This window comes from Bacillus sp. ISO11 (assembly GCF_003458115.1).
Taxonomy (GTDB): Bacteria; Bacillota; Bacilli; order Bacillales; family Bacillaceae_G; genus Bacillus_A; species Bacillus_A cereus.
This window is the reverse complement of record NZ_QXCO01000007.1, coordinates 28,930-55,127: the sequence shown is the minus strand read 5'-3', so window position 1 is coordinate 55,127 and position 26,198 is coordinate 28,930. Positions and strand designations below refer to the sequence as shown.

Sequence of the window (26,198 nt, the reverse complement as noted above, 5' to 3'; positions counted from 1 at the left end):
GGATGGATTTTTACTATGAAATTCTTTTTTCGGCAAAGGAGAATAATATGAATAAAAAATACTTTGATACGAGCTTTAATATTCTACAATGGTTTGTGTTTCTATTAGCAAATGCAATTGCATTACCTATAATTATTGGTGGTATATTTCATTTACCAATAGAAGATGTCTCAACATTAATGCAGCGAACTTTTTTAGTTGTAGGAGTAAGTTCATTTATACAATCATGGTTTGGGCATCGCTATCCCATTGCGGATGGGCCAGCCGGTTCATGGGTAAGTATATTTGTCATATTGGGGCAAGTCGCTATGCATCAGGGACAAAGTGCAAAAGACGTGTTGCAACTTTTAGAAGGTGGATTAATTATTTCAGGCATATTACTCTTCATTCTTGGTATAACAGGGCTTGTTCATCGAATCTTACGTTTATTTACCCCTTTAGTTACAGGAACTTTTCTTTTAATCTTAGCACTTCAGCTTAGTGGTGTGTTACTAAAAGGAATGATGGGATTACAAGGATCTGCAACTCATCCTGACTATACAACAGCTACTATTGCTCTCTTTATTTTTGCCCTTATTACTTTCTTATCAATTAAAGGGAAAGGGTGGATGAAAAGTTACGCTGTATTACTTGGAATTTCATGCGGTTGGCTTTTATATGCAGTATTAGGAAAATCATCTCATATGCCTTCGCACACAACGCTAGTTAAGTTACCAGAAATATTTGCTTGGGGCACACCTAGATTCGATATTGGAATGACTCTAACTGCAACTTTATTTACATTTCTTTTAGTTGCAAATACAATCGCTGCTATTTCGGCTGTAAAACAAGTAGCCCCATTATCTAAAGAAAATGAAAGGCAAACACTGAACCGTGGTGTATGGGTCGGAGGTATATCACATATTATCTCGTCGTTGTTCTCTACAATTGGAATTGTACCATTACCTGCATCAGCAGGATTTATCCAACTAACAGGACAAAGAAAAGTAAAGTCGTTCCTTATAGCAAGTCTTATATTAACAGGAATTTCTTTTATTCCCTCAATTGTAAACTTTATATCCTTGCTACCAGGACCTATTGCTAATGCTGCACTTTTAGCAACACTTGTCCAAGTAATAGGAATTTCATTTCAATCCATTTTACGCGAAGAAGTAAATCAACGCCGATTAACTATATTAGGAATTTCATTACTAATCAGTTTAGGAATAATGTTTCTTCCAGAAAGTGCATTTAGCGGTATTACTTCTTCCTTACAATATGTTTTAAGTAATGGCTTACTTGTGGGTACCATACTTGTCATTCTATTAGAACAATTTTGGAAAGAGTAAAAAGCGCCCTACTTATAGGGCGCTTTTTTATACTTAATGACTAATACTAGCTGTTGGGTATAATGTTGTTCCTCCAATTGAAACTTTTATTTCATTTGTTAATGGAACATTTTGTTCATTAATAATTGTTCTCCACCATTCCCATGCAAGACCTGTACATTCTCTTGCTACAATTTTTATATTTTTTGAATTTGGTGGGAGTGGGATAACTGTAGAGTAATGAGCCGTTTTGTCTTTTCCGCTACCATCCCATGTTTTATGTGTTAATACTTCGTTACCCTTTTGGTCAAATGTGAATTCATCCCAAGATACATCAAATTGAGCAACGTAAGCACCGTAATGATCAAGTGTCATTTTAGCACTTGAATATTCTGTAGTTGTCGTCTCAATATAATCTGTATTGTTATGAACAGCAGCAGTTGCATTATCTTTTAAGAAAGTACTTGTATATGAAATTGGGTATGCTGGATTTTTAAGACTTAATTCAGCATTATCTTTAATGATATTTCGGATTTCATTGAAATCTTTAGTAACAACCTTGTTATGCTCTTTCGCATCTCCGCCTAATACTACAGCAGTAAAGGTACTTTCTTCAAAAATATCTTTATACTGTCCACTTGTTTCAACGCTGTTATCCTTAAGTAAGGCTTTAAAAGCAGCTTGTACATCTTTGCTCTTAGATGTTGTTTCTAATTTTACATAAATCGTTCTACCATAAGCTACATTTGAAACCATAACAGGTGGAGCCGAATTACTTACGCCTTTTCGAGTTAACTCATCAAAAGTAACACTATTATCAAAAAGGTCGGATGGATTGTTAGGTAGTTCAGCACTTACCGTATAAAATATTTGCTTATATGCGGCAACCATCACTTTTTTCTCTCCGTTTGCAACCGCATTAAAATCAATGTTTAGACTGTTATCAAGATATTTAGCGTTAACATTAAGAGCACTTGCGATTTGTGATTTACTATAAACCATAGATTCCGTATACTGCATTCTTGCAGGCAACGTATGTGTTGTAGAATACTTTTCATTCCAAGTAGATACTAAATCGTCTACTGCTCCAGCTACATTACCATATGTCGGATTTTGGACAGTGATTGTATTTTCTTTTCTCATGCCAGGTAAGTCTATACTAATATTCAAAGGCTTTCTCTTAGCCACTAATAAACTTGGTTGATTGTCTGCAAAAGCTTTATTTGCAAGTTGTACAGCTCCTGGATACGTGCGATTCACTACAGAATCAATAATTGAAATATCGACTGGTGACGTTGTAAGTGATTTTTTTTCCCGTTCCACTACTACAAATTTACCATTTGAATTGATACTTTCTTTCGGAACAAAACTCTCTACTTTATCACCATTTACAGCTAAAACCTCTTGATTATTATATTTAAGATTTGCTATACCAGTATCAATGCCACTAGCATTTTTGGTTACATCAGTTACATTACTTGCTTGTGTTTCTGCGAAGGAAATAGATGAATAATTAATAGTGCATAGACTAACTAATAAACATGTAAGGAACTTTCTTCTTTTAGTGTTTTTCTTAATATTCAGAAAAATCACCCCGTTCTTTTTTTAGTAAAATATGATAATGATTGATAAATGATAGCTAACTAATAAATTTACATAAATGCTTTTAAAAGTTCTTGAATTAACGGGATTACGCCACCTACAAATTTTAAAACTGCCATTGCGATTTCCATATTATTTCCTCCTTTTTATTGCTACGAAAATATGATTTATCTTTATGCCCTCATTATAGTGACCCCTTACACTTTTATCAATACACTCTGATATGCAATATTACATATACAAAAAACAAGCTGAATTCTTTTGAAAAATTATACAGAGATATTTTTTCGTTTGGTACATACTTGAAAAGGTGAAGCATTCTTTTGCATTTTATGAGTAATCACATAAAAAAAGCTGCTGCCTATAAAATATAGACAGCAACTTCAACTAAAGTGTCTTGCATAATCTACGCAAGACATTTTATAACTAATAAACTGCGATCGGCCCATAAGGACCATTAATAATCTCTATTTTTGTTTCAAAAATATCTGTCAAAAGTGTTGGGTCCATAACTTCTTCTACTGTTCCAAAAGCAGCAATTTGTCCATCTTTCATAGCACAAATTTTATCCGAGTATTTAGCTGCAAAATTTATGTCATGCATGACAGTCAAAATTGTTCGTCCAAATTCATTAGCTGCACGTCTCAAATGCTCCATCATTTGAACAGAACGAGCAACATCAAGGTTGTTCAGAGGTTCGTCCAAAAGTACATATTCCGTCTCTTGGCACAATACCATCGCTACATATGCCCTTTGTCTTTGACCACCAGAAAGCTCATCTAAATATCTATTCTCTAAACTAGTTAAATCTAAGAAATCGATATATTTAGAAATGATAACCTCATCTTCTTTAGTCAATCTTCCCTTTGAATAAGGAAAGCGCCCAAATCCAACTAATTGTCTAACTGTAAGCCTAGTTACAAAATGATTTTCTTGTCGCAATATAGTCAAAACTTTTGCTAAGTCTTTTGATTTGGATTCAGAAACATCCATATTTGCTACCTGAATTTGGCCTTCATCCATATCTAAAAGTCTGCCAATCATCAAAAGTGTCGTGGACTTTCCAGCGCCATTTGGTCCAATTAAAGAAGTAAAGCCTGCTTTTGGTATTTCAATATCCAAAGGTCCTATTTTTACCTTATCAGTATAGAACTTTTTAACATTATCAATTTTTATCATAAAGCCCTCTTCCTTAAAACTATAGTTAAGAATATAATTCCACCAAATAATTCAATAATAACTGAAACTACACCTTGAGCATGGAATACATGATACATTAAAAAGTATGCGCTCGTCATTATTAAAAATCCTATAGCAAAAGCCATTGGGAAAATATATCTATGATCATAAGTTGACGCCGCCTGATAACTCAAAGTTGCTACTAAAAAGCCGTAGAAAGTAAGTGGCCCAATTAGAGCTGTTGAAATAGACATCAAAATAGCTACTAATACAAGCGTATAAATTACACTAGGTTGATATTTAACTCCAAAAGAAGTAGCAACATCCTTTCCTAGTGACAAAACATTCAAATTCTTAGAATGAGCAAAAATTAATACTGCTACAATTATGATCATAGGAATTACAATAGGGAAATATGCAGGATCTGCATGATTAACAGAACCAAATAATCTTGCTTGTAAAATATCAAATTCTGAAGGCGCAAGTAGTTTTCTCATGAAAGTTGACACAGAATTTAGCCCGGTACCAATAATAATTCCAACTAAAAGCATAAGTTGTAAATTCCCGTATTTGCCGGAAAGTAACCATCCATAAAGTATCAAACTCATGAAGACCATAACAACAACTTGGAATAAAAATGAGCCAATTCCATTAAAATTTATTAATGCACTAGCACCAAAGAAGAATATTGTACTCGTTTGAATTGCTGAATAAAGTGATTCAAAACCTAAAAGCGATGGAGTAATAATTTTGTTATTCGTAATAGATTGGAAAGCAACTGTCGACAAGCTATGGCAAACTGCAGCGATAATCATTGCAACAATAGCTACTATCCTTCTCTTAACAACTGGGATAAAAGAAGGTGAATCTATCGGAACTGGATTGTTATAAACTAAAAGTCCATATGAAGAAAGAAGGCCTAAAGTAATCAATGTGATCAGTAAAATCCAATAACGCCTTGCTTCCTTCTTAGAACGAAAAGCACTAGCTGATCTACTTTCATTATGAAGGCTAGAATCGACTTCAACATTTTCTTTATTTCTATAATCTAATGTGATCATCGCAGCCTCCTTGGTTTTCTTTTTCTCAATAAAATAGTAATAAACACGACTGCTCCCACTGTTGCAAGTATTAAAGAAACAGGTACTTCAAAAGGCTGTATAATTGTTCGAGAAATGATGTCACAGGCAGTTATTGCACCCATTCCGATCACACAAACCCAAGGTAAATTACTCCTAAGGTCATCACCTCTAAACATTGAAACGATATTTGGCACAATTAATCCCAAGAAAGGTAAGTGTCCAATAACAGCTGCAACAATTCCAACTGCAACCGAGATAAGAGCAGTCCCAAAAAGAACAATTCTATTGTAATTAACTCCAAGACTTGTTGCGACATCTTCTCCTAGTCCAGCTAAAGTCAATCTGTTAGCATACATAAAAATAAGAAAAGTAATGATAACAATCAGCCATAAATATTCATATCTTCCGACCTGAACGTTAGCAAATGAACCGACAAACCAAGTTTCAATACTTTGCGTCTTTTGAAAAAGGAGTCCTAAAAAAGTAGACACTGCAGAAATAACTGCTCCAAGCATCAATCCAATAATCGGGACAATTAAAGACGAACGAAGCTTAACTCTTCTTAAAAATAAAAAGAAAATCATAGTTCCTATAAAAGAAAAAATGATTGCACCAGTCATTCTTTGAACTAAAGTCGGGGCAGGAAATAGTAAATACACAAAAAGCAGGCCTAAGCCTGACCATTCAATCGTCCCCGTTGTAGTAGGTTCAACAAAACGATTCTGTGTAATGAGTTGCATGACGAGCCCTGCCATTGCCATCGCAGCTCCAGTAAGCATTAATGCAACTGTTCTCGGAACACGAGTGATGAAAAACATCTCCATTCCGTCCTCTTGTCCACGTATATCATAAACTCCAGTAAACAGTGATATAATCCCTAAAATTATAACAACTATAACTGCTATTATAAAAGGTTTTGTCCATATTTTATTTTGATTATAAAACTGGGGTTGAGAAATATTCTCAACCCTAGAAATCATATTTTTTGACACTGTTTCGTACCCCTTTATACTACTTAGCTAAAGTTTTTGCCATATTTCCAAATAACTCTATATAAGTTTGAATTGATTCATTTGTGTAAGTATCTTCTGGTGCATAAATAACTTGTTTTTTAGAAACAGCAGTTGTGTTTTGAAGAGCAGGTGATTTAGAAATAACATCCTTAGCAGGTGTTGACTTAGCTGCATCAGATGTTGCAGCATCACGATCTAATACGAAAAGCCAATCAGGATTTGTTTGTGCGATAGCTTCAACAGAAACATCATCACCTTTATGACCTGCAGTAGAATTCGAAACTTCTAATGCTGGAGTCCAACCGAAAATTTCATACATAGGTCCCCAAACGCGACCAGAGTGCGGCGCAGCAAAGCCAATATTTCCACCAGTAACGATAACACTCATAACTTTATCTTTTCCGTTATAAGCAGATTTTGCCTTTTCAATAGATTTATCGAAATCAGCTACTAATTGTTTAGCTTCTTTATCTTTAGCAAAGATTTTACCTAAAGTAGTTGTAGAATCTTTAAGTCCTTTTACTAAGTTTTCTCCAGGCTTAGTAGCCTTCTCAGAAACATCAAAATTAAGATCAATAACAGCTGCATTTGGCACTAATTTTTTGATTTCTTCATAATGATCAGCAAATCTTTGACCAACGATTACAAGATCAGGGTTTGCCGCTGCAATAATTTCTAGATTTGGTTCACGGTGATTCCCAATATTTTGAACTTTTTCATCCTTTTTATATGCTGAATCAGCAGGCATGATATCCTTTGGAGCAGCCGCTAATTTAATTCCCCAATCAGATAAAGTTTCAAAAGTTCTGTTATCCAAAGCAACTACATTCTTTGGGTTTACAGGTACTTTAACAGTTCCATGAGCATCAGTGATTTCAACCGTTTTTGGCTTATCACTACCATTATCTTTATTATTAGCCTTCGAAGTTTCTTTACTTGAATCTGAGCAAGCCACTAACATTAAAGTAAAAATTGCTAGAATACTCACTAATTTTAAAAGCATAGATTTTTTCATATGTATACTCCTTATAGTGTGATTTATTTCGAAAATGATGACATCCATAGATTGAATTAGAAGATAACTTTTATTCAATTGAATCGCTATTGATAATCATTTTCATTTGAACATCCTGTTAATTAGTATAGTCATTAATTCTGTGAAAATCTTGTGAATCGTATGAATTCATAAAATCAAGCATAAAAAGTAATATGTGCGGTCAGGACTGTTGATTAACCTTCATTAAATACTTTCTCAACAAATACGGGACAGAGACCTTCCCTTACAAAATACGCGCAGTAATAGCTAATATTTCACAGAAACTACTTTATTATCTTATTTTTATCATTCAACCATTGAATAGCCTCTGCCATGTATCGTTTGAATATATCTATCTTTCTTCTCGCACTTTAGCTTTTTTCTTACATACCCAATATATAAGTCTACTACATTCGGATTTACTACTACGTCATATCCCCAAACTTGATTCAAAAGCATTTCACGGCTTAATATCGTATTTTTATTCTTAATTAAAAATACAAGTAAATCGTACTCGCGCTTCGTAAGCGAGAGATTTTTGCCACCTTTTTTCACAATATTGCTAGATGCATCAACAAAGAGATCTTTAAACTGAAAAAAGTTTGTCTCATTTTGCTGGTTATAGTCACTTCTTCTTAAAATAGCTTGAACTCTCGCTACTAATTCTTCCTTCACAAATGGTTTTCTAATATAATCATCTGCTCCTGCTTGTAACCCTGCTATGCAATCCTCGCTAGAAATATTGTTGGTCACAATAATGATTGGTGTCGTTTTAACAAGTCGTATTTGTCTACAAATTTCTGGTCCCGATATACTTAATGAATCCCAATCCAATATGATAATATCCCAATCTTGCTCATATGCTATATTTAAACCTTGGTTTTCATTGTGAAGTTTTAAAATGAAATGGCCCTCTTGCGTTAAACCGCTTACGATTTTCTTTGCTGAAGACCGTTCATTTTTAATCACCAACACCTGCTTCACCGATGGTTCACCTCTACTTCAATATAAATTATTTAGATAAAAAAATTATCCCGAAAAAATAATTTAAGATTTATAAATTTAAAACCCCTAAATAATCCATTAAAACAGTTTATTAGGAGAACTCTATATAATCTTACAATAGGTATGGATAAAAACACAAAACATATGAAGATTCGAATAAAGTAAAAAAATAATAACCACTTAACAATTGAGCGTTTACAATCTGCTATAGTATCTACCCGCTTATCATCAATAACCATTTTTTATTCTCTCTTTCAGGGATACCGTCCCATCAACTTCAGCATTCTATAAAACCACAAACAAAAAGAACCATAACCTCACCAACCTGGCAAAATTATGGTTCATATTATACAAAATAAAAAACCACCAAATATGTATTGGTGGAGACGGTGGGAGTCGAACCCACGTCCAAAAATATCGGCACTTAAGCTTCTACGAGTGTAGTCGATATATTAGCATTTCGCGAACTCTTCGGCCTATCGACAGGCTTCCAAGTTGCTAGTCTGGTTGTTCTCTTCCTTTGTCCTCAGACGGCGAACTCCGGCGTAGTCCACTTAGTTTGAGTCCCTTACCCTACCACATGGACGATGGAGGGAGGAACCTTTAGTGCAATTAAGCAGCTAAAGAAAGATTGTTTTGTTTGCCAATTATAGGCTTTGACGTTTTAACGAGGCCGATCCCCTCGACTCGCAACCTAAGCTCGAACTATCCCTGTCGAATCCGTAACGTCCCCATGATAAAAATGGAGCATACGAAGAAAATATCGTGATAGCTACTAAGAGCTGTTTTTCAATGTGCAACAATCTTACATAAGTTATTATAACATACGCGCTCCATTTTACAAATGTAAATATCTGTATTACATCTTTTGGCGATCACGGAACGCGCGTGCAATTTCACGTTTAGCTTCTTTCTCTTTTAAATCGTGACGTTTATCGTATTGCTTTTTACCTTTTGCTAAACCAAGTGCCATCTTTGCAAATCCATTTTTCAAATAAATTCTAAGTGGAACTAATGCGTAACCTGTTTCTTTCGCAGCGCCCGCTAGCTTATCAATTTCTTTTTTATGCAGAAGTAATTTTCTCGTACGAAGTGGATCATGGTTGAAACGATTCCCTTGTTCGTACGTATTAATGTGCATATTATGAACCCATACTTCACCATTATGTACACGTGCAAACGCATCTTTCAAGTTTACGCGTCCAGCGCGAATCGACTTAATTTCCGTTCCTTGAAGGACAAGCCCTGCTTCGTATGTTTCTTCGATGAAATAATCATGAAATGCTTTTTTATTCTGTGCAATAACCTTACCTGTACCCTTTGGCATATAACGTCCCTCCTCTATTTTTACTATTGTAACAAATGTTAATAAAAAGCGAAAGTGGCTCGCTCAGAATCTTTGGACATTGGAACTCCCGACAGAGAAGCGCTTTTTGCTTCGTCCGAGGGAGTGAAATGGCCAACAGATTCTAGCCACTGTAGCTGGATTCCATTAAAAGCGAAAGTGGCTCGCTCAGAATGTGAGGTAGCTGGAGCTTCTGACCTTGAGGCGCTCTTTGCCTCTCGGGAAGAAGTGAAGCCGCCGAACATTCTAGCCACTGTAGCTGGATTATATAAAAAGCGAAAGTGGCTCGCTCTCAAGCCACGAAGAAAAAAGAAAACGGCCCCGCTTTTCATCAAAGCGAAGCCACTCTTTTCTTACTTACGCTTTTTCTTTTTCTTCTTGAATCCTGGTACGTTTTCGAAGAATGCTTTTTTCTTCTTACCGTTACCATCTTTTTTTCCTGGCTGGCTAGCAGAAGCGGATGCAGATGCAGATCCTCTTCCTTTTCCTTTACCACCACGGTCAAATTTTCTACCTGTGCCACGTTCACCGCCGCGCTCATTACTGCGCTCGCTACGTCCACCGCGTTTCTTTCTGCCTGTTCTTGGCTGCTCGATAACGACTGGACGATCTTTGAACTTACGGCGAGGTGTGCCTTTCATGCCAACGATTTCAAAGTCGATTGCACGCTCGTCTTTGTTTACGTTAATAACGCGAATTGTAATTTCGTCACCGATGCGGAATACGTTTCCTGTACGTTCTCCGATCATAGCGAAATGTTGCTCGTCATAACGGTAGTAATCATCCGTTAAGTAGCTAACGTGTACAAGACCTTCAATTGTATTTGGAAGCTCTACGAATAAACCGAAGTTTGTTACAGAACTAATCATACCGTCATACTCTTCACCGATCTTATCAACCATATACTCTGCTTTTTTCATCTCATCTGTTTCACGCTCTGCTTCAACAGCACGGCGTTCCATATTAGAAGAGTGCTCTGCAATCTCAGGTAATTTTTCACGCCATTTTGCTTGCGTTTCGTTGTCGACTTTACCATTAATAATGTATTCACGAATTAATCTATGAACGATTGTATCTGGGTAACGACGAATTGGTGATGTGAAATGTGTGTAGAACTCAGTTGATAAACCGAAATGTCCTAAACTATCCGCATCGTAACGAGCTTGCTTCATAGAACGAAGCATAACTGTTGAAATAACTACTTCTTCTGGCTGTCCTTGAACCATTTCAAGAATTTGTTGCAGCGCACGAGGGTGCACTTCATTCGCACGTCCTTTTACCGCATATCCGAAGTTCGTTACAAACTCGAAGAAACGCTCAAGCTTATCTTCTTTCGGATCTTCATGGACACGGTACATAAACGGTACGTTCATCCAGTGGAAGTGCTCTGCTACTGTTTCATTCGCAACAAGCATAAATTCTTCAATTAACTTCTCTGAAACAGAACGATCACGCATAACAACATCAGTCGGTTTTCCTTCTTCATCTACTAATACTTTCGCTTCTTTAAAGTCAAAGTCAATTGCACCACGGCGCATACGTTTTTCACGTAAAATTTGTGCCAATTGACCCATCTCTTTAAACATCGGTACGAGCGGCTCATAACGCTTAATTAACTCTTCGTCCTCATCTTCTAAAATGCTTCTTACGTCAGCATACGTCATACGCTCTGTCGTTTTAATCACACTTTGGAAAATCTCGTGTTTAACAACATCACCTAAGTTGTTGATTTCCATTTCACAAGATAATGTCAGACGGTCTACTTTCGGATTTAATGAGCAAATACCGTTAGATAGACGATGCGGAATCATCGGGATTACACGGTCAACAAGATACACACTTGTCGCTCTTTCCGCTGCTTCAACATCAATTGGAGAGCCTTCTTGAACGTAATGACTTACATCCGCAATGTAAACGCCTAGCTTGTAGTTACCATTTTCAAGCTTCGTTACTGTAACAGCATCATCTAAGTCTTTCGCATCCGCACCATCAATCGTTACGATCATTTGATCACGCAGGTCGCGGCGATCTTTTAAATCTTCTTCTGAAATCGTTTCTGGTACACTGTTTGCATGCTCCATCACTTCCTCAGGGAATGCTAAAGGTAAATGATGTTTATGAATGACAGATAAAATATCTACTCCTGGATCATTTTTATGACCTAGAATTTGAATAACTTCACCTTCTGCGCTTAAACGATTCTCTGGATAGCTCGTAATTTTCACAACTACTTTATGACCTTCTACAGCACCCATTGATGCGCTTTTCAAGATAAAGATATCACTCGTCCAGCGCTTATTGTCAGGTATAACAAATCCAAAGTTTTTCGATTCTGTATATGTACCAACTAGCTCTTTCGTGCCACGTTCTAAAATGCGTACAATTGAACCTTCTTGACGCGAACCGCTCGATTGAGAACTAAGGCGTGCTAATACTGTATCGCCATGAAGTGCACCGTTTAATTCTGTAGGCGGGATGAAAAGATCATCGTCTCCTGTTTTCTTCTCGTCTGGTACAACGAATGCAAAACCACGTGCATGTCCAATTAATTTACCTCGTACTAAATTCATCTTTTCAGGAAGACCGTAACGGTTGCTACGTGTACGAATAACAAGTCCCTTCTCTTCCATCGTTACAAGTGCCTTTACAAAATCTTTAAAACCCTCAGAACCTTCAATTCCAAATGCCTCTTCTAACTCTTGTATCGTTAGCGGTTTATACGCTTCTTCTCTCATAAATAATAACAACTTATCAATATGTTCTTGTATGATTTCTTCCAAGCAAAAATACCTCCTTTAAAACCTTATATTATTTAGTGTATCCGAAAGATAGGGGATGTATAAAGTGAAACTTCAATACTCCCCTTATGATTTTTACAGTTTTCACAAAAAATTCCTTATGAAAAAAAGAGGCAACTAGATCTTACCAATCTAGTTGCTCCAAGAAGTTATATACATCCTCATGTAGCTCGTCACGTTGTTTATCAAGTGTAATGACATGCGTAGAGTCTTCATACCATTTAATGTCTTTTAACGTAGATTCTACACCGTTATAAATAATGTTAGCACTATCTGTATTAATCATTTCGTCATGACGTGCTTGTACAACAAATGTTGGCGCATAAATCATATCCACATTGTTACGTACGTCAGCAATTAATTGTTGTAATGCTTTTAATGTATTCATCGGTGTCTTTTGGAATTCCAACATTTCTTGTTCAATTTGTTCAGGTGATTTTTGCTCACGTTTTTTATATTCGCGGGCATATGCCAATATACCTTGGTACATCGTTTCTTCGCTCTTAATATACATCGGTGCACACATTGGTACTACACCTAAAACCGGTACTGTATAACCTAATTTTAAAGAAAATACGCCGCCAAGTGACAATCCAACAACAGCAATTTTCTCAAAACCTTTATCTTTTAAAAGCTGATATGCCTCCGTTACATCTTGCCACCAATCTGTAGGCCCTGTATGAACAAGCTCTTCTGGTGGTACACCGTGCCCTTTATAAATTGGCGCATGACAAGTATAGCCTTTCTTTTCTAAGAAACGCCCTAACATACGTACATCAGCTGAGTTCCCTGTGAATCCATGTAGTAATAAAACAGCGCGGTCTCCACCCTCAAATGTAAATGGTTTCGGAGATGCTAATTTCATCATGTATTTCTCCTCTTTCTCTTCTGTAATCTAGTCGTATTCTTTCTATATCTAGTGTACCATATTTGTATTTCTATAATCTAATTAGAAACATCTTTCAAATAGCAAAACAAAAAAAGAAGAACCATTAGTACCATTCACTAACGCTTCTTCTTTCAATTCTATAAATTGAAGTACGTAACACCAATTGTTAATACAAAGAACAATACAGCTAAAACAATTGTAATACGGTTTAATACCGCTTCAATTCCACGTGCCTTTTGCTTACCAAATAATTGCTCCGCACCGCCTGAAATTGCACCTGAAAGGCCTGAGCTATTACTAGATTGCATAAGTACCATAACAATCATTAAAATCGATACAATAATAAGTAAAACTGATAATAACGTATGCACTTGGCGTACCTCCTACAAAGATTCAGTTATTGTAACTGTAGCATAAATTCTATAGAAAAGCGAGAGCTATAGAGGCGCTCTCGCTTTTCTTCTATTACATAAACATCATCGCAAATAACGGTCCAAGTAAACATGTCAAAATTGCTGTTAATGTCATTGTTACCGATCCAATAACACCTTCATGCTCATTATTTTTCATTGCTCTCATCACGCCCATAATATGAGAAGCACATCCAAATCCGATACCTTTACCAACTGAGTTTGTAACACGGCTCCATTTTAATAAAAGTGGGCCTGTAATCGTTCCAGTAATACCTGCGATAACAACGAAAGCTGCTGTTAAGGAAGGTACACCACCAACTTGTTCAGAAACACTCATCGCAACTGGCATTGTCACCGATTTTGGTAATGACGATAAGATTAAGCTTTTATCCGTTCCCATAAGTGAAGCAATCGCAAAATCACTAGCGATTGCAACTGTTGTACCTACTAATACCCCGCCAGCAATCGGTACAACATATTTTTGCAGAACATGACGTTGTTTATAAAGAGGAATTGCAAATGCTACAACACCGGGTCCAAGTAGCTTTGCAATCCAGCCACCACCACTTTCCATATAATGTTGATATGGTATATCAAGCACGATAAATAGGAAAGCCATTAATCCAGTTGCTACAAGCATTGGAATGGTGAATGGTGTTGGAAATAATTTATAGATTTTTTTAGATAATTGATATAATAGCACCGTAAAAAGAACCCAACCAATTCCGATTAATATTTGGCTCATCGCGACTCTCTTTCCTTCCTATTCGCAAGATATTGTCCTGTATGTCCTGCGACAATAATAATTAAAAATGTACTCGCTACAACTGTAATGAAAAGAGAAATTCCTTTACTCATAAAAAAAGCACCGTAATTCATTAGGCCAAGCGTTGGCGGAATTAATAAAAACGGCATAATAGCAACGAGTGTTTCTGCTCCTAAATCGAACCATTTCACTGGAAGAACTTTTAGGCTAAGTAAAACAAGTAAGAGGAACATTCCAATCAAACTTCCTGGAATCGGAATATTTAACATTTCTTGCACCCAAGTTCCAACCATATAAAACACGTAAAGAGCAGCAATTTGGACAAGAATCTTTGTAAATTTCATGTTCATCATCCCTCATGTTTATACGATCTTCTGTTAATATCTTTATCATAGTATAAATTGTAAAAAGCTGCAATTTATCAACTTGATAGCAAAAACAGCCTATGTTATACGCTTACAACCTTGATATGACTGCATTTCTAAACGGAAATTACGTCAAAAACCTTGACCTAATATAAAAAAGTTTTTATTTTCTGAATTTAAAAGACTATTATTTCAATAAAATAATCTTTTTATTCTTAAACTTACATATATATAAAGTGAAACTTTAATCAATGAGATTCCCCTCATCCTTATTGATTATTAGTCCTCACCAAGCTGGTTTGTACGGGATAAACAAGATAGGTGGTGAACATATGCCCAAAAAAGTTCTCATTTTTTGTGATCCTGGGATTGATGATACGATGGCTCTCCTCTTAGCATTCTTTATCGATGAAATAGAAATCGTCGGTATCGTTGCTGATTACGGCAATGTTCCAAAAAAAATGGCCGTAGAAAATGCTCATTTTTTTAATAACGAAACAAAGAATAGAAATATCAAGATATTCGGTGGTTCAGAACGTCCCCTTACTGGTGCCCCACCTGCGTTTTTTACGGATGTACATGGGAAACAGGGGCTCGGTCCAATTATTCCAAAGGTGAATGTGACTAACGGAGAAATGGAGAATTTTTTTGAAGTCATTCCTCTTATTGAACAGTATAAAGATGAATTAATCATTGTGAGTTTAGGAAGACTTACCTCCCTAGCAATTTTGTTTATCATGTGCAAACAGTTAATGAAACAAATTAAATCTTACTACGTAATGGGCGGTGCCTTTTTACATCCTGGTAATGTTACCCCTATTTCCGAAGCAAACTTTTATGGCGATCCTACTGCTGCTAATATAGTCCTTCAATCCGCAGTTAACATGTACATATACCCATTAAACGTCACTCAATACTCCATCATTACACCAGAAATGGCAGAATACATTGAGGCAAAAGGAAAAGCTCCACTTGTCAAACCGTTATTTGATCATTATTACTACGGATATTATAAAGACGCCCTACCACATTTAAAGGGGAGCCCCTTCCATGACACAATGCCAATACTCGCTTTATTTGATAACTCTATGTTCACGTATCATAAATCACCTATTGTTGTCATGACAGAATCCTCTGCACAAGGAGCAAGCATAGGGGAATTTCGCTCTTTAGTGAACCAGAAGCCATTTATTGATTGGCCGGTTCATCAAATCGCAATTGATTTTGACTATAACCGCTTCTTCAAACATTTCATGTCACTTATGACGGGTGAACAATTTTAGCATAAAAAAACAGACCGTGATTTCTCACGGTCTGTCGTTTATTTTCTACAATTATCGTTTGATGTTATAGAAAGATTTGATACCATCGTAAACAGCGATTTCGCCTAGTTCGTCTTCGATGCGTAATAATTGGTTGTACTTAGCAATACGGTCAGTACGGCTCATAGAACCAGTTTTGATTTGGCCAGCGTTAGTTGCAACTGCGATGTCAGCGATTGTAGCATCTTCAGTTTCACCAGAACGGTGAGATACAACTGCTGTGTAACCAGCACGTTTAGCCATTTCGATAGCTTCGAAAGTCTCAGTTAAAGTACCGATTTGGTTAACTTTAATTAAGATTGAGTTAGAGATACCTTTTTCGATACCTTCAGCAAGTTTTTGAGTGTTAGTTACGAATAAATCGTCACCAACTAATTGTACTTTATCACCGATACGCTCAGTTAATAATTTGTGACCATCCCAGTCGTTTTCGTCTAAACCATCTTCGATAGAGATGATTGGGAAGTCTTTGCAAAGCTCTTCATAGAAATCAACCATTTCTGCAGAAGTTAAGCCAGTACGGCCTTCGCCTGCAAGGTCATATTTACCAGTTTCTTTGTTGTAGAACTCAGAAGAAGCAACGTCCATTCCTAAGAATACGTTCTCGCCAGCTTTGTAACCAGCTTTTTCGATAGCTTCGATGATTACTTCTAAAGCTTCACGGTTAGAACCAAGGTTTGGAGCGAATCCACCTTCGTCACCTACTGCAGTGTTAAGACCTTTGTCATGTAATACAGCTTTAAGTGCATGGAATACTTCAGCACCCATACGGATTGATTCTTTGAATGTTGGAGCACCAACTGGTAAAATCATGAACTCTTGGAAGTCAACGTTGTTATCAGCGTGAGAACCACCGTTGATGATGTTCATCATTGGAGTTGGTAATTGTTTTGCATTGAATCCACCAAGGTAACGGTATAATGGAAGACCTACGAAGTCAGCTGCTGCGTGAGCTACTGCCATAGATACACCAAGGATAGCGTTAGCGCCTAGTTTACCTTTGTTTGGAGTGCCATCTAATTCGATCATAGCACGGTCGATACCAGCTTGGTCAGTTACATCGAAACCAGCGATTTCTGGAGCGATAATTTCGTTAACGTTGTTTACTGCGTTAACAACACCTTTACCAAGGTAACGAGATTTGTCACCGTCACGTAATTCTACTGCTTCGTGCTCACCAGTAGATGCACCACTTGGTACGATAGCGCGTCCGAAAGCGCCGCTTTCTGTGTAAACTTCTACTTCTACAGTTGGGTTACCACGAGAGTCAAGGACTTCGCGAGCATAAACATCAATAATTGTTGACATAATAAATTCTCTCCTTTTTATATAAGCAAATTATTTAATAATTGTTTTACCTGTCATTTCTTTCGGTTGTTCCACATTTAAAAGTGTAAGCATTGTTGGAGCGATATCTCCTAAAATACCACCTTCACGAAGCTCTACATCATTTTTTGTAACGATGAAAGGAACCGGGTTAGTTGTATGAGCTGTCATAGGACCGCCATCAGCAGTTAACTCCTGATCAGCATTACCATGGTCAGCAGTAATAAGTGCTACACCATCTTTTGCAAGAATCGCTTCTACAACTTTTCCTAAACATTCGTCAGTTGCTTCTACTGCTTTAATTGTTGGTTCCATCATCCCAGAATGGCCAACCATATCACAGTTCGCAAAGTTAAGAATGATAACATCATGTTTATCATTTTCGATTTCATTTACTAAAGCGTCCGTTACTTCGTAAATGCTCATTTCAGGTTTCAAGTCATACGTTGCAACCTTCGGTGAGTTAATTAAGATACGCTCTTCTCCTGGGAATTCAGCCTCACGACCACCGCTAAAGAAGAATGTAACGTGCGGATACTTTTCAGTTTCCGCGATGCGAAGTTGCTTTAATCCCGCTTGCGCAACAACTTCACCTAAAGTGTTATCAAGGTTCATTGGCTTGAATGCCACGTAACCATCTACAGTTTCACTGAAGTGTGTCATACATACGAATTCTGGAATGTGAGGTACTTTTTCACCACGATCGAACTCACGGAAGTCTTCGTTTGTAAATACACGAGCAATTTGAATTGCACGGTCTGGACGGAAGTTATAGAAGATAACTGCATCATCATCATTGATTGTTGCAACTGGCGTGTTATCTTCGTTAACAATTACAGACGGCAATACGAATTCATCATAGATACCGTTCGCATAAGAGTCTTCTACACACTCTTCTGCTGATTTATAAGTAGGGCCTTCACCATTCACCATAGCACTGTAACATTTTTCTACGCGATCCCAACGCTTGTCACGGTCCATAGAGTAATAACGACCAGAGATAGTCGCGAATTGTCCTACTCCTGTTTCTTTAATTACTTCATTCGTTGCATCGATATAACCTTTTGCTGTTTGTGGTCCAACATCGCGGCCGTCTAAGAATGCATGGATATAAACTTTCTCCACGCCTTCTTTTGCTGCTAGGCGAAGAAGAGCAAACATATGGTTCATGTGACTGTGCACACCACCGTCAGAAAGTAAACCGAATAAATGAAGTGCAGTACCTTTTTCTTTTACGCTTTTAATTGCATTTTGAAAAGTTTCGTTCTTATCGAACTCGCCTTCACGAATTGCAACGTTAACGCGTGTTAAGCTTTGATATACTACGCGGCCAGCACCGATATTTAAGTGACCAACCTCAGAGTTACCCATTTGACCTTCTGGAAGACCTACTGCCTCGCCACAAGCTGTAAGCGTTGTGTGAGGGAATTTGTTCCAGTAACCATCAAAATTAGGTTTCTTAGCTTGTGCTACAGCATTCCCGTAAGTTTCTTCACGAAGTCCGAAACCGTCAAGAATGATTAAAGCTGTTGGCTTTCTCATTTTACCGCCCCCAGAAGACCTAAGAACGAAGCAGGCTCTAAGCTAGCACCGCCAACTAAAGCGCCGTCGATGTCAGATTGTGCCATATACTCTTTAATGTTTTCTGGTTTTACGCTACCGCCGTATTGGATACGAACAGCTTCTGCAGCTTCTGGAGAAACAGCTTCTGCAACAACTTTACGGATGTGCGCACATACTTCGTTTGCATCTGCAGAAGAAGAAGATTTACCTGTACCGATAGCCCAGATTGGCTCATAAGCGATAACAGTTGCTTTAACTTGCTCTTCTGTTAAACCTGCAAGTGCTTTTGTCACTTGACCTGCTACTAGATCAAATGTTTTTCCCCTTTCGCGCTCTTCTAAAGTCTCACCACAACATACGATTGGTGTTAAACCATGTTCAAATGCTGCGATAGTCTTTTTGTTTACTGACTCATCTGTTTCAGCAAACATTTCACGACGCTCAGAGTGGCCAAGTACTACATAGCCAACTTTTAAGTCGCTAAGTGCTACTGGGCTAATTTCGCCAGTGAATGCACCATTTTTTTCGAAGTGCATGTTTTGTGCACCTACTTGTAAGTCAGTTCCTTCAGTTGCTGCTACAAGGCGCTCTAAGAATAGAGCTGGAGAGCAAACTACTGCATCAACAGCTGAAGCTGCTGGGATTTGACCTTTAACTTCCTCTACGAAGCTAACTGCTTCAGATAGAGTTTTATTCATTTTCCAGTTACCTGCGATAATTGGTTTACGCATGCTTTGCACCGTCCTTTTTCTTTGGCTGCTACTTATTTGTCGTTAAGACAAACTACACCTGGAAGCTCTTTACCTTCCATGAATTCTAATGACGCACCGCCGCCAGTAGAAATGTGGCTCATTTTATCAGCCATACCGAATTTTTCAACAGCTGCTGCAGAGTCACCACCGCCGATAACAGAGTATGTATCTTCTGCATCTGCTAATGCTTGTCCTACTGCTTTTGTACCTTCTGCGAATGGAGTCATTTCGAATACACCCATTGGTCCATTCCATACAACAAGCTTAGAATTTTTAATTACATCTGCATAAATTTCACGTGTTTTAGGACCGATGTCCACGCCTTCCCAGTTAGAAGGGATAGAGTCGATACCAACGATTTTAGTTGTTGCAGTTTCAGAGAATTCCTCAGTGATTACAACATCAACTGGCATGTAGAAGTTTACGCCTTTTTCTTTTGCAAGTTGCATAAATTCTTTAGCTAGTTCGATCTTGTCGTCTTCACATAGAGATAGACCAATTTCATGACCTAAAGCTTTAACGAATGTGTAAGCAAGTCCACCACCGATGATTAAGTTATCTACTTTGTCTAATAGATGACGAATTACACCGATTTTATCTTTTACTTTCGCACCACCGATGATAGCTGTAAATGGACGTTCTGGGTTAGAAAGTGCTTTACCAAGTACATCTAACTCTTTTTCCATTAATAGACCAGATACTGCTGGTAGGTAGTCTGCGATACCTGCTGTAGAAGCGTGAGCACGGTGAGCTGCACCGAATGCATCGTTTACGAAGATGTCAGCAAGTGCTGCAAATTCTTTCGCAAGTTCTGCATCGTTCTTTTCTTCGCCCGCATAGAAACGTACGTTTTCAAGAACTAATACGTCGCCTTCGTTCATTGCTGCAACCATTTCTTGTGCAACTGGTCCGAATGCTTCGTCCGCTTTTTTAACGTCTTTACCAAGAAGCTCGCCTAAACGTGCTGCTACTGGAGTTAAACGCATTTCTTCTACTACTTGACCTTTTGGACGGCCTAAGTGACTTGCTAAAATAACTTTCGCACCTTGCTCTACTAAATATTGAATTGTAGGAAGAGCTGCACGGATACGAGTTTCATCTGTAATTTTGCCTTCTTTCATAGGTACGTTGAAATCAACGCGGCAAAATACACGCTTACCTTTTAAATCTACGTCACGAATTGATTTTTTGTTCATTGGATTTCCCTCCGACTACTAGTTAGGATTGACAAAACCCACTCAAAAGCTTAACACATTTGCTTTTAAAACGAAAGAAGAGAGAGAGGGAACAAACCCTCTCCCTCGTTTTGTCATTGATAACTTATATAATTAAGAATTAAAGACCTTTTGAAGTCATGTAAGCTGCTAGGTCTACTACGCGGTTAGAGTAACCAGTTTCGTTATCGTACCAAGAAAGTACTTTAACCATGTTACCTTCCATTACCATTGTAGATAATGCATCGATTGTAGAAGAAGCTGTACATCCGTTATAGTCGATAGATACTAATGGCTCTTCGCTGTATCCAAGGATACCTTTTAATTCGCCTTCAGCTGCTGCTTTGAATGCTGCATTTACTTCTTCAACTGTTACTTCTTTGTCAAGTTCAACAACTAGGTCAACTAGAGAAACGTTAGCAGTTGGAACACGTACAGCGCCACCGTTTAATTTACCTTTAAGTTCTGGTAATACTAATGCTACAGCTTTAGCTGCACCAGTAGATGTTGGGATCATGTTTTCAGCTGCTGCACGAGCACGACGTAAATCTTTGTGTGGTAAGTCTAAGATTTGTTGGTCGTTAGTGTAAGAGTGAATTGTTGTCATCATTCCGCGTTTTACGCCGAATTTTTCGTTTAATACTTTAGCGAATGGAGCTAGACAGTTTGTAGTACAAGAAGCGTTAGATACTACGTTGTGGTTAGCTGCATCGTATTGTTCGTGGTTAACACCCATAACTACAGTGATATCTTCGTCAGAAGCTGGAGCTGAGATGATAACTTTCTTAACTGATCCACCTAAGTGTTTCTCAGCATCTGATTTTTTAGTGAAACGGCCAGTAGATTCTACTACTACTTCTACTCCGTAGTCGCTCCATGGTAATTGAGCTGGGTCACGCTCAGCGATAACTTTAATTTCTTTACCGTTAACAACGATGCTGTTTTCGTTAGCAGATACTTCTGCATTTAAAGTTCCGTGAACTGTGTCATATTTTAAAAGGTGAGCTAATGTTTTAGCATCTGTTAAGTCATTGATTGCTACTACTTCTACCTCAGAGTTGTTAAGAGCTGCGCGGAATACGTTACGTCCGATACGTCCAAATCCATTAATACCAATTTTAGTCATTTGAATTTCCTCCTTGGGGGATTATATTAAAGGGTAAAACCCTTTGTTAACTGTTTTGCTGCACCTTCATCTGTAATTAGAATTGAAGTGTGCCCTTGTTTAATTACAGCCTGTATTGCTTTTGCCTTTGAAGAACCTCCAGCGACTGCAACAACGTGAGATACATTTTGTAAGTCCTCTAGTTGCATACCAACCGTTCTTACTTTATGAACAACATTTCCTTCTTCATTAAAGTAGTAACCGAAAGCTTCGCCAACTGCTTCGCTTGCCTGAATCTTTAACCAATCTGCTTCTGAAGTACTTCTGCGACGTGCCATTGTTAACGCATCACCTATTCCATGAATGACGATATTGGAAGATCGAATCAACTCAAGAACTTCTTTCACGGAAGGCTCTGTCACAATAGACGCATATGCTTCGCTACTAACATGGTCTGGAACATACAATAAGCGATAATTACTCATCGTATTTTGCGCCATCTTGGCACAAATGGTATTGGCTTCTAATTCAACACCTTCTCCAATTCCACCACGTGCTGGGACAAATAGCATATGTAAATCTTTGCAATCAAGTTGCATCATGTCCGCAGCAGCAGCTAGCGTAGTTCCTCCAGCCACAGCAACGATATTATTCGCTGTCAGACGGTCTTTTATACAAGTCACACAAGCACGGCCCATCTCCAGTTTGACCCAAGGTGATTCATCACTATCACCAGGGACAACGAAAACTTCATCCAAGTCTAATGTTTCCTTAAGTTGCTTTTCTAAAACCTTTAACCCGGAAATTTCTTTCATAAAGTCTTCCAAAGCAAGAACTAAAGCTGTTCCTTCTTCTGTCAAAGTCATTCCAGAAGAAGCGACGTGAACTAAGTTTTGTTCTTTCAAAACTTGAACTTCACTTCGCAATACTCGTTCTGTCATACCGAGACTTGCTGATAAGTTTCTTCTTCCAATCGGCTGCATGAGCCTAATGTATTGAAGAATTTGCATTCTCGTTTGCATAACAGGTAGCAGATCAGGTAATAATTTTTTTGTGTTCTGAATCCATGAGCGCATATCTTTTCTCCTCACTACATCGGTTCATTTTCCCTCATGGTCACTTTACGTCCCGTAGTGACATTTTGTGTCCCACATAGGTTAAAAAAATAATCCCTGCTACGTGTATTATTGTAACAGGAGATAGAAACTTATTCAACTCTTAACTGCATTCTTTATATAGTTTATTATGACACCTTTGTGAATGTTACCATATTCTACTTGTTTTCCGTCCATTTCTACAACCGGAATCATTAAGTGATATTTTTCTAAAAGGTCATTATCTTCATATATATCTATTTCCTCGATTTGAAAAGAATATTCACATTGTACTTCCTGTAAAACTTGTTTTGCCTTCACGCAAAGGCCACAATCTTTTTTAGTATACAGTACAACTTTCATCTTCTTCACCTATCCGATCGTTTTTCGTAATGACGAAGCTGGGATATGCATTTGTTCTCTATACTTCGCCACTGTTCTTCGAGAAATAACAATTTCATGCTCTTCTTCTAATAATTTTGAAATCTTTTGATCTGAAAGTGGCTTTTTCTTATCCTCTGCCCCAATTAGCGTTTGAATAAATTGTTTTACACGTTTTGTAGAAACTGCTTCATCTTCAGTCGTCGAAACGGCATTGCTAAAGAACGATTTCATCTCAAATAAACCGTGCGGTGTTTGCACATATTTATTTCGCGTCGCACGACTAATTGTCGATTCATGCACACTTAACTCTTCCGCTACCTCTTTTAAAGCGAGAGGTCTTAAATACTCTGGACCTTTCCAGAAGAAATCACGTTGTTTTTCCATAATAATAGTCATTACTTGCAGCAATGTCTGTTTTCTCTGCTTCAAACTGCGCATAATCCACTGCACATGCTGATACTTTTCTGATACGTAAGATGCTACTTCACTTTCACTATTATTAAGAAGCGCACTATATTCAGAATGAATTTCAATTCTCGGCATATTTCTCTCATTCATTTGTAAAACGAGGCGATCGCCATCTTTTTTCACCGCCATATCAGGTACAATGTAAAGTGGTTTATCTGAAGAAAACGCAAGACCTGGTTTTGGTTGTAATGACGTTATACAATTTACCGCACTCTGCAATTCCTCATTACTACACTTCAACACTTGAACGAGCTTTCGCCAATCTTTCTTCACAAAATAAGCGAAATGATCTTCTACAACCTCTTCTGCTAATCCATTACGTCTTTGTAAGCGCTTCAATTGTAAGGTTAAACATTCCTGAATATTACGCGCCCCTACCCCTGCTGGCTCCAGTGATTGGACAAGCTCTACAGAACGGTCGACTACATGAATATGTGCAGAAAGGAGCTCTGCTAACTCTTCATTCGTTTCTTGTAAATATCCATTTCCATCCATGTTCATAATAATGAAAGAAGCTACTTTTCGCTCTTCTTCATCTATTTTATAATACTGTATTTGATTTAATAAATGTTGCTGAATCGTTGTAGAATCCACACTGTAGATCTCCATCTGATTCTCGACTTGTTTGCTGGTACTTTTACTGTTGTTAGAGCTCTTTTTCTTCTCCCTCTCAAAACCACCTAACTCAATAAGGGGATTCTCTAACGATTGCTCATACAAAAACTCCGATAATTCTTGTACATTATACTGGAGCATTGTAATCGCTTGCCTTAACTCTTGTGTCATTGCCAAACGTAAGCTTTGTTCTTGTAAAAGACTTGCCTTCAAACTAATCTCCCCCTTGTTTCTATTGTACAATAAGTTTGGTAAAAGGAGAATCCTCACGCAGACACCCATTCCAAAATATTATTAATTTATATGTATTAATGAGATTTACAACTTACAACCGAAATTTGAATAATATTGAAAGAAAATAATAAAATTAAAAATTATTATCAAGTACTAATAGTAAATCTTATTACTAGATATAACAAGAGGTAAATAAAAAAAGTCCTAACCTACAAAACGTAAGTTAGGACTTTTTGACGCGCCCAGAGGGATTCGAACCCCCGGCAGACGTGGTACCGGAAACCACCGCTCTATCCGACTGAGCTATGGGCGCATGATTATAGAAAACACTTCATTTTCTTCTCATAATAATAGCAATAAAATCCATCTAAATCAATAAAAATATCCCCGTAATACCTTATGCATCTTAGCTAAAAGCATATAAAATCCATTCCACCCCTAAATTTTCCAATCATAAATTCTCCCCAACTCACAAATTATAATCTTTGAATTGATATTCCAAAGGGGGCTTCATTCAATGACTGTAATTACAAAATTAAAGCAGACTGTTTCTGGATTAAAAAGTGCACAAGCTAGCTTAGAGGGATTCGCTCTTGATACGGATAACCAACAAGCTAAGCAACTTTTCCAAACAGCTGCGCAGCAAACACAAACGATTATCGATTCTTTAAACCCACGTGTTGAAGAAGTCCAACAAGAAGAACCACAATACTCACAGCAATAACGAATCAGATTTGCTGTGAAATAGAAAAAGGATGATATGCAGTCATCCTTTTTCTATCACATTACATATTGCAATAGAAATGGAATGATGATTATGCGAAAGATTGGACTTATAACCGCGTTATTTATACTTCTATTTAGTTCTTTTACCGGTTGTGATCATAGCCCATTAGATAAAAAGGTAAAGAAAGAAGAAACAAAACGAACAGAAAAAGAAAAGGGTCCAAAATTAACAAAGATGAGTACAGAATCCTTTAATCAATCTATATCGCAAGGAGCTAAGAAAAAGGCCCTCGCTATGGATGAAATTATAAAAAGCGCAGCAGTGAATTCAAATTTAGATCTCTACATAGCGGTTATACCTGAGCATCATGAAAGGTTTGGATTAAAACCTTTGCGCAAGAAACTTCAAAAGCAACTAAGTGATGAATATCCTACTTTCGATGTTCGTGTTAGTACAGATAAAAAAATCTTTATGTTACTCGAAAAGCTTGCAAACAAAATTAAGAAAAAAGAAGTATCGAAAGATGAGATCAAAAAACAGTTAAAGCTAATCGGATCAGAAATGGAATCTAACACTTAACGCTTTCGAATAGAA

General features: G+C 37.4%; 24 protein-coding genes, 1 tRNA gene and 1 other RNA gene. 4 read left to right on the top strand and 22 right to left on the bottom strand.

The genetic code is table 11. The features are described 5' to 3' along the window. The first annotated feature begins 47 nt into the window (after positions 1–47). Entirely contained in the window at positions 48–1,328 is a 1,281-nt protein-coding gene (locus tag D1166_RS09400; RefSeq protein ID WP_118043290.1) for a purine/pyrimidine permease, read from the top strand. 33 nt (positions 1,329–1,361) lie between these two features. On the opposite strand, the gene alo is transcribed toward D1166_RS09400, so the two are convergent. The 13 genes from alo to D1166_RS09330 form a co-directional block, all read right to left on the bottom strand. Further along, on the bottom strand, positions 1,362–2,900 hold the full coding sequence (alo, locus tag D1166_RS09395; RefSeq protein ID WP_098283681.1) for an anthrolysin O/cereolysin O family cholesterol-dependent cytolysin Alo: 1,539 nt from the start codon (positions 2,898–2,900) through the stop codon (positions 1,362–1,364). Between the two features lie 435 nt (positions 2,901–3,335). Further along, positions 3,336–4,088, bottom strand: a complete 753-nt coding sequence (locus D1166_RS09390) for an iron ABC transporter ATP-binding protein (RefSeq protein WP_000590070.1) — start codon at positions 4,086–4,088, stop codon at positions 3,336–3,338. Next, positions 4,085–5,149 carry an iron chelate uptake ABC transporter family permease subunit gene (locus D1166_RS09385; protein ID WP_098022362.1) on the bottom strand — a complete coding sequence of 355 codons (1,065 nt, stop codon included), beginning with the start codon at positions 5,147–5,149 and terminating at the stop codon, positions 4,085–4,087. Before D1166_RS09385 ends, D1166_RS09390 begins: the two co-directional genes overlap by 4 nt. Beyond that, complete coding sequence (locus D1166_RS09380; protein WP_098283680.1) at positions 5,146–6,162, bottom strand: ABC transporter permease; 1,017 nt, start codon at positions 6,160–6,162, stop codon at positions 5,146–5,148. Before D1166_RS09380 ends, D1166_RS09385 begins: the two co-directional genes overlap by 4 nt. Before the next feature lie 19 nt (positions 6,163–6,181). Further along, positions 6,182–7,198 carry a siderophore ABC transporter substrate-binding protein gene (locus tag D1166_RS09375; RefSeq protein WP_025709808.1) on the bottom strand — a complete coding sequence of 339 codons (1,017 nt, stop codon included), beginning with the start codon at positions 7,196–7,198 and terminating at the stop codon, positions 6,182–6,184. A 327-nt stretch (positions 7,199–7,525) separates the two neighbouring features. Further along, a complete protein-coding gene (locus tag D1166_RS09370) occupies positions 7,526–8,203 on the bottom strand; it encodes a response regulator transcription factor (protein ID WP_000815809.1) in 678 nt (225 codons plus the stop codon). 399 nt (positions 8,204–8,602) lie between these two features. Further along, positions 8,603–8,957, bottom strand: a transfer-messenger RNA (tmRNA) gene (gene ssrA, locus D1166_RS09365). Positions 8,958–9,083: 126 nt separating this feature from the next. Continuing rightward, on the bottom strand, positions 9,084–9,551 hold the full coding sequence (gene smpB, locus D1166_RS09360; protein ID WP_001123919.1) for an SsrA-binding protein: 468 nt from the start codon (positions 9,549–9,551) through the stop codon (positions 9,084–9,086). Positions 9,552–9,922: 371 nt separating this feature from the next. Beyond that, positions 9,923–12,349, bottom strand: coding sequence for a ribonuclease R (gene rnr, locus D1166_RS09350; RefSeq protein WP_118043289.1), 2,427 nt, complete (start codon positions 12,347–12,349; stop codon positions 9,923–9,925). 142 nt (positions 12,350–12,491) lie between these two features. After that, entirely contained in the window at positions 12,492–13,232 is a 741-nt protein-coding gene (gene estA / locus D1166_RS09345; RefSeq protein WP_000761986.1) for a carboxylesterase, read from the bottom strand. Between the two features lie 161 nt (positions 13,233–13,393). Next, positions 13,394–13,627, bottom strand: a complete 234-nt coding sequence (gene secG / locus D1166_RS09340; protein ID WP_000557264.1) for a preprotein translocase subunit SecG — start codon at positions 13,625–13,627, stop codon at positions 13,394–13,396. Between the two features lie 94 nt (positions 13,628–13,721). Further along, positions 13,722–14,414 carry an LrgB family protein gene (locus D1166_RS09335; RefSeq protein WP_000078304.1) on the bottom strand — a complete coding sequence of 231 codons (693 nt, stop codon included), beginning with the start codon at positions 14,412–14,414 and terminating at the stop codon, positions 13,722–13,724. Next, positions 14,411–14,779, bottom strand: a complete 369-nt coding sequence (locus tag D1166_RS09330; protein ID WP_000673222.1) for a CidA/LrgA family holin-like protein — start codon at positions 14,777–14,779, stop codon at positions 14,411–14,413. Before D1166_RS09330 ends, D1166_RS09335 begins: the two co-directional genes overlap by 4 nt. A 353-nt stretch (positions 14,780–15,132) precedes the next feature. Here D1166_RS09330 and D1166_RS09325 point away from each other — a divergent pair, with 353 nt between their 5' ends. Then, on the top strand, positions 15,133–16,083 hold the full coding sequence (locus tag D1166_RS09325; RefSeq protein ID WP_001125050.1) for a nucleoside hydrolase: 951 nt from the start codon (positions 15,133–15,135) through the stop codon (positions 16,081–16,083). Between the two features lie 51 nt (positions 16,084–16,134). Here the strand turns inward: D1166_RS09325 and eno are convergent, their stop codons facing one another. The 9 genes from eno to D1166_RS09280 form a co-directional block, all read right to left on the bottom strand. Further along, complete coding sequence (gene eno, locus D1166_RS09320) at positions 16,135–17,430, bottom strand: phosphopyruvate hydratase (protein ID WP_000103951.1); 1,296 nt, start codon at positions 17,428–17,430, stop codon at positions 16,135–16,137. Between the two features lie 30 nt (positions 17,431–17,460). Continuing rightward, positions 17,461–18,990 carry a 2,3-bisphosphoglycerate-independent phosphoglycerate mutase gene (gpmI, locus tag D1166_RS09315; protein ID WP_001231158.1) on the bottom strand — a complete coding sequence of 510 codons (1,530 nt, stop codon included), beginning with the start codon at positions 18,988–18,990 and terminating at the stop codon, positions 17,461–17,463. Then, complete coding sequence (gene tpiA / locus D1166_RS09310; RefSeq protein WP_118043288.1) at positions 18,987–19,742, bottom strand: triose-phosphate isomerase; 756 nt, start codon at positions 19,740–19,742, stop codon at positions 18,987–18,989. The genes gpmI and tpiA overlap by 4 nt, the downstream gene beginning before the upstream one ends. Positions 19,743–19,774: 32 nt before the next feature. Beyond that, positions 19,775–20,959, bottom strand: coding sequence for a phosphoglycerate kinase (locus D1166_RS09305; RefSeq protein ID WP_001036350.1), 1,185 nt, complete (start codon positions 20,957–20,959; stop codon positions 19,775–19,777). A 139-nt stretch (positions 20,960–21,098) separates the two neighbouring features. Next, the gene (gap, locus tag D1166_RS09300; protein ID WP_000161236.1) at positions 21,099–22,103 is read right to left on the bottom strand and encodes a type I glyceraldehyde-3-phosphate dehydrogenase; all 1,005 of its coding nucleotides are present in this window, start codon (positions 22,101–22,103) and stop codon (positions 21,099–21,101) included. Between the two features lie 26 nt (positions 22,104–22,129). Then, on the bottom strand, positions 22,130–23,158 hold the full coding sequence (cggR, locus tag D1166_RS09295; RefSeq protein ID WP_001258185.1) for a gapA transcriptional regulator CggR: 1,029 nt from the start codon (positions 23,156–23,158) through the stop codon (positions 22,130–22,132). Between the two features lie 135 nt (positions 23,159–23,293). After that, positions 23,294–23,539: a glutaredoxin family protein gene (locus tag D1166_RS09290; RefSeq protein WP_000869730.1), complete on the bottom strand. Its 246-nt coding sequence runs from the start codon at positions 23,537–23,539 to the stop codon at positions 23,294–23,296. A gap of 9 nt (positions 23,540–23,548) precedes the next feature. After that, entirely contained in the window at positions 23,549–24,856 is a 1,308-nt protein-coding gene (gene rpoN, locus D1166_RS09285) for an RNA polymerase factor sigma-54 (RefSeq protein ID WP_000647955.1), read from the bottom strand. Positions 24,857–25,114: 258 nt separating this feature from the next. Further along, a tRNA-Arg gene (locus D1166_RS09280) sits at positions 25,115–25,190 on the bottom strand. 204 nt (positions 25,191–25,394) lie between these two features. Between D1166_RS09280 and D1166_RS09275 the strand changes: the two genes are divergently transcribed. Next, entirely contained in the window at positions 25,395–25,601 is a 207-nt protein-coding gene (locus D1166_RS09275) for a DUF1657 domain-containing protein (RefSeq protein WP_000216166.1), read from the top strand. A 93-nt stretch (positions 25,602–25,694) separates the two neighbouring features. Beyond that, positions 25,695–26,183, top strand: coding sequence for a YhcN/YlaJ family sporulation lipoprotein (locus tag D1166_RS09270; protein WP_001226064.1), 489 nt, complete (start codon positions 25,695–25,697; stop codon positions 26,181–26,183). The last annotated feature ends 15 nt before the right edge of the window (positions 26,184–26,198 follow it).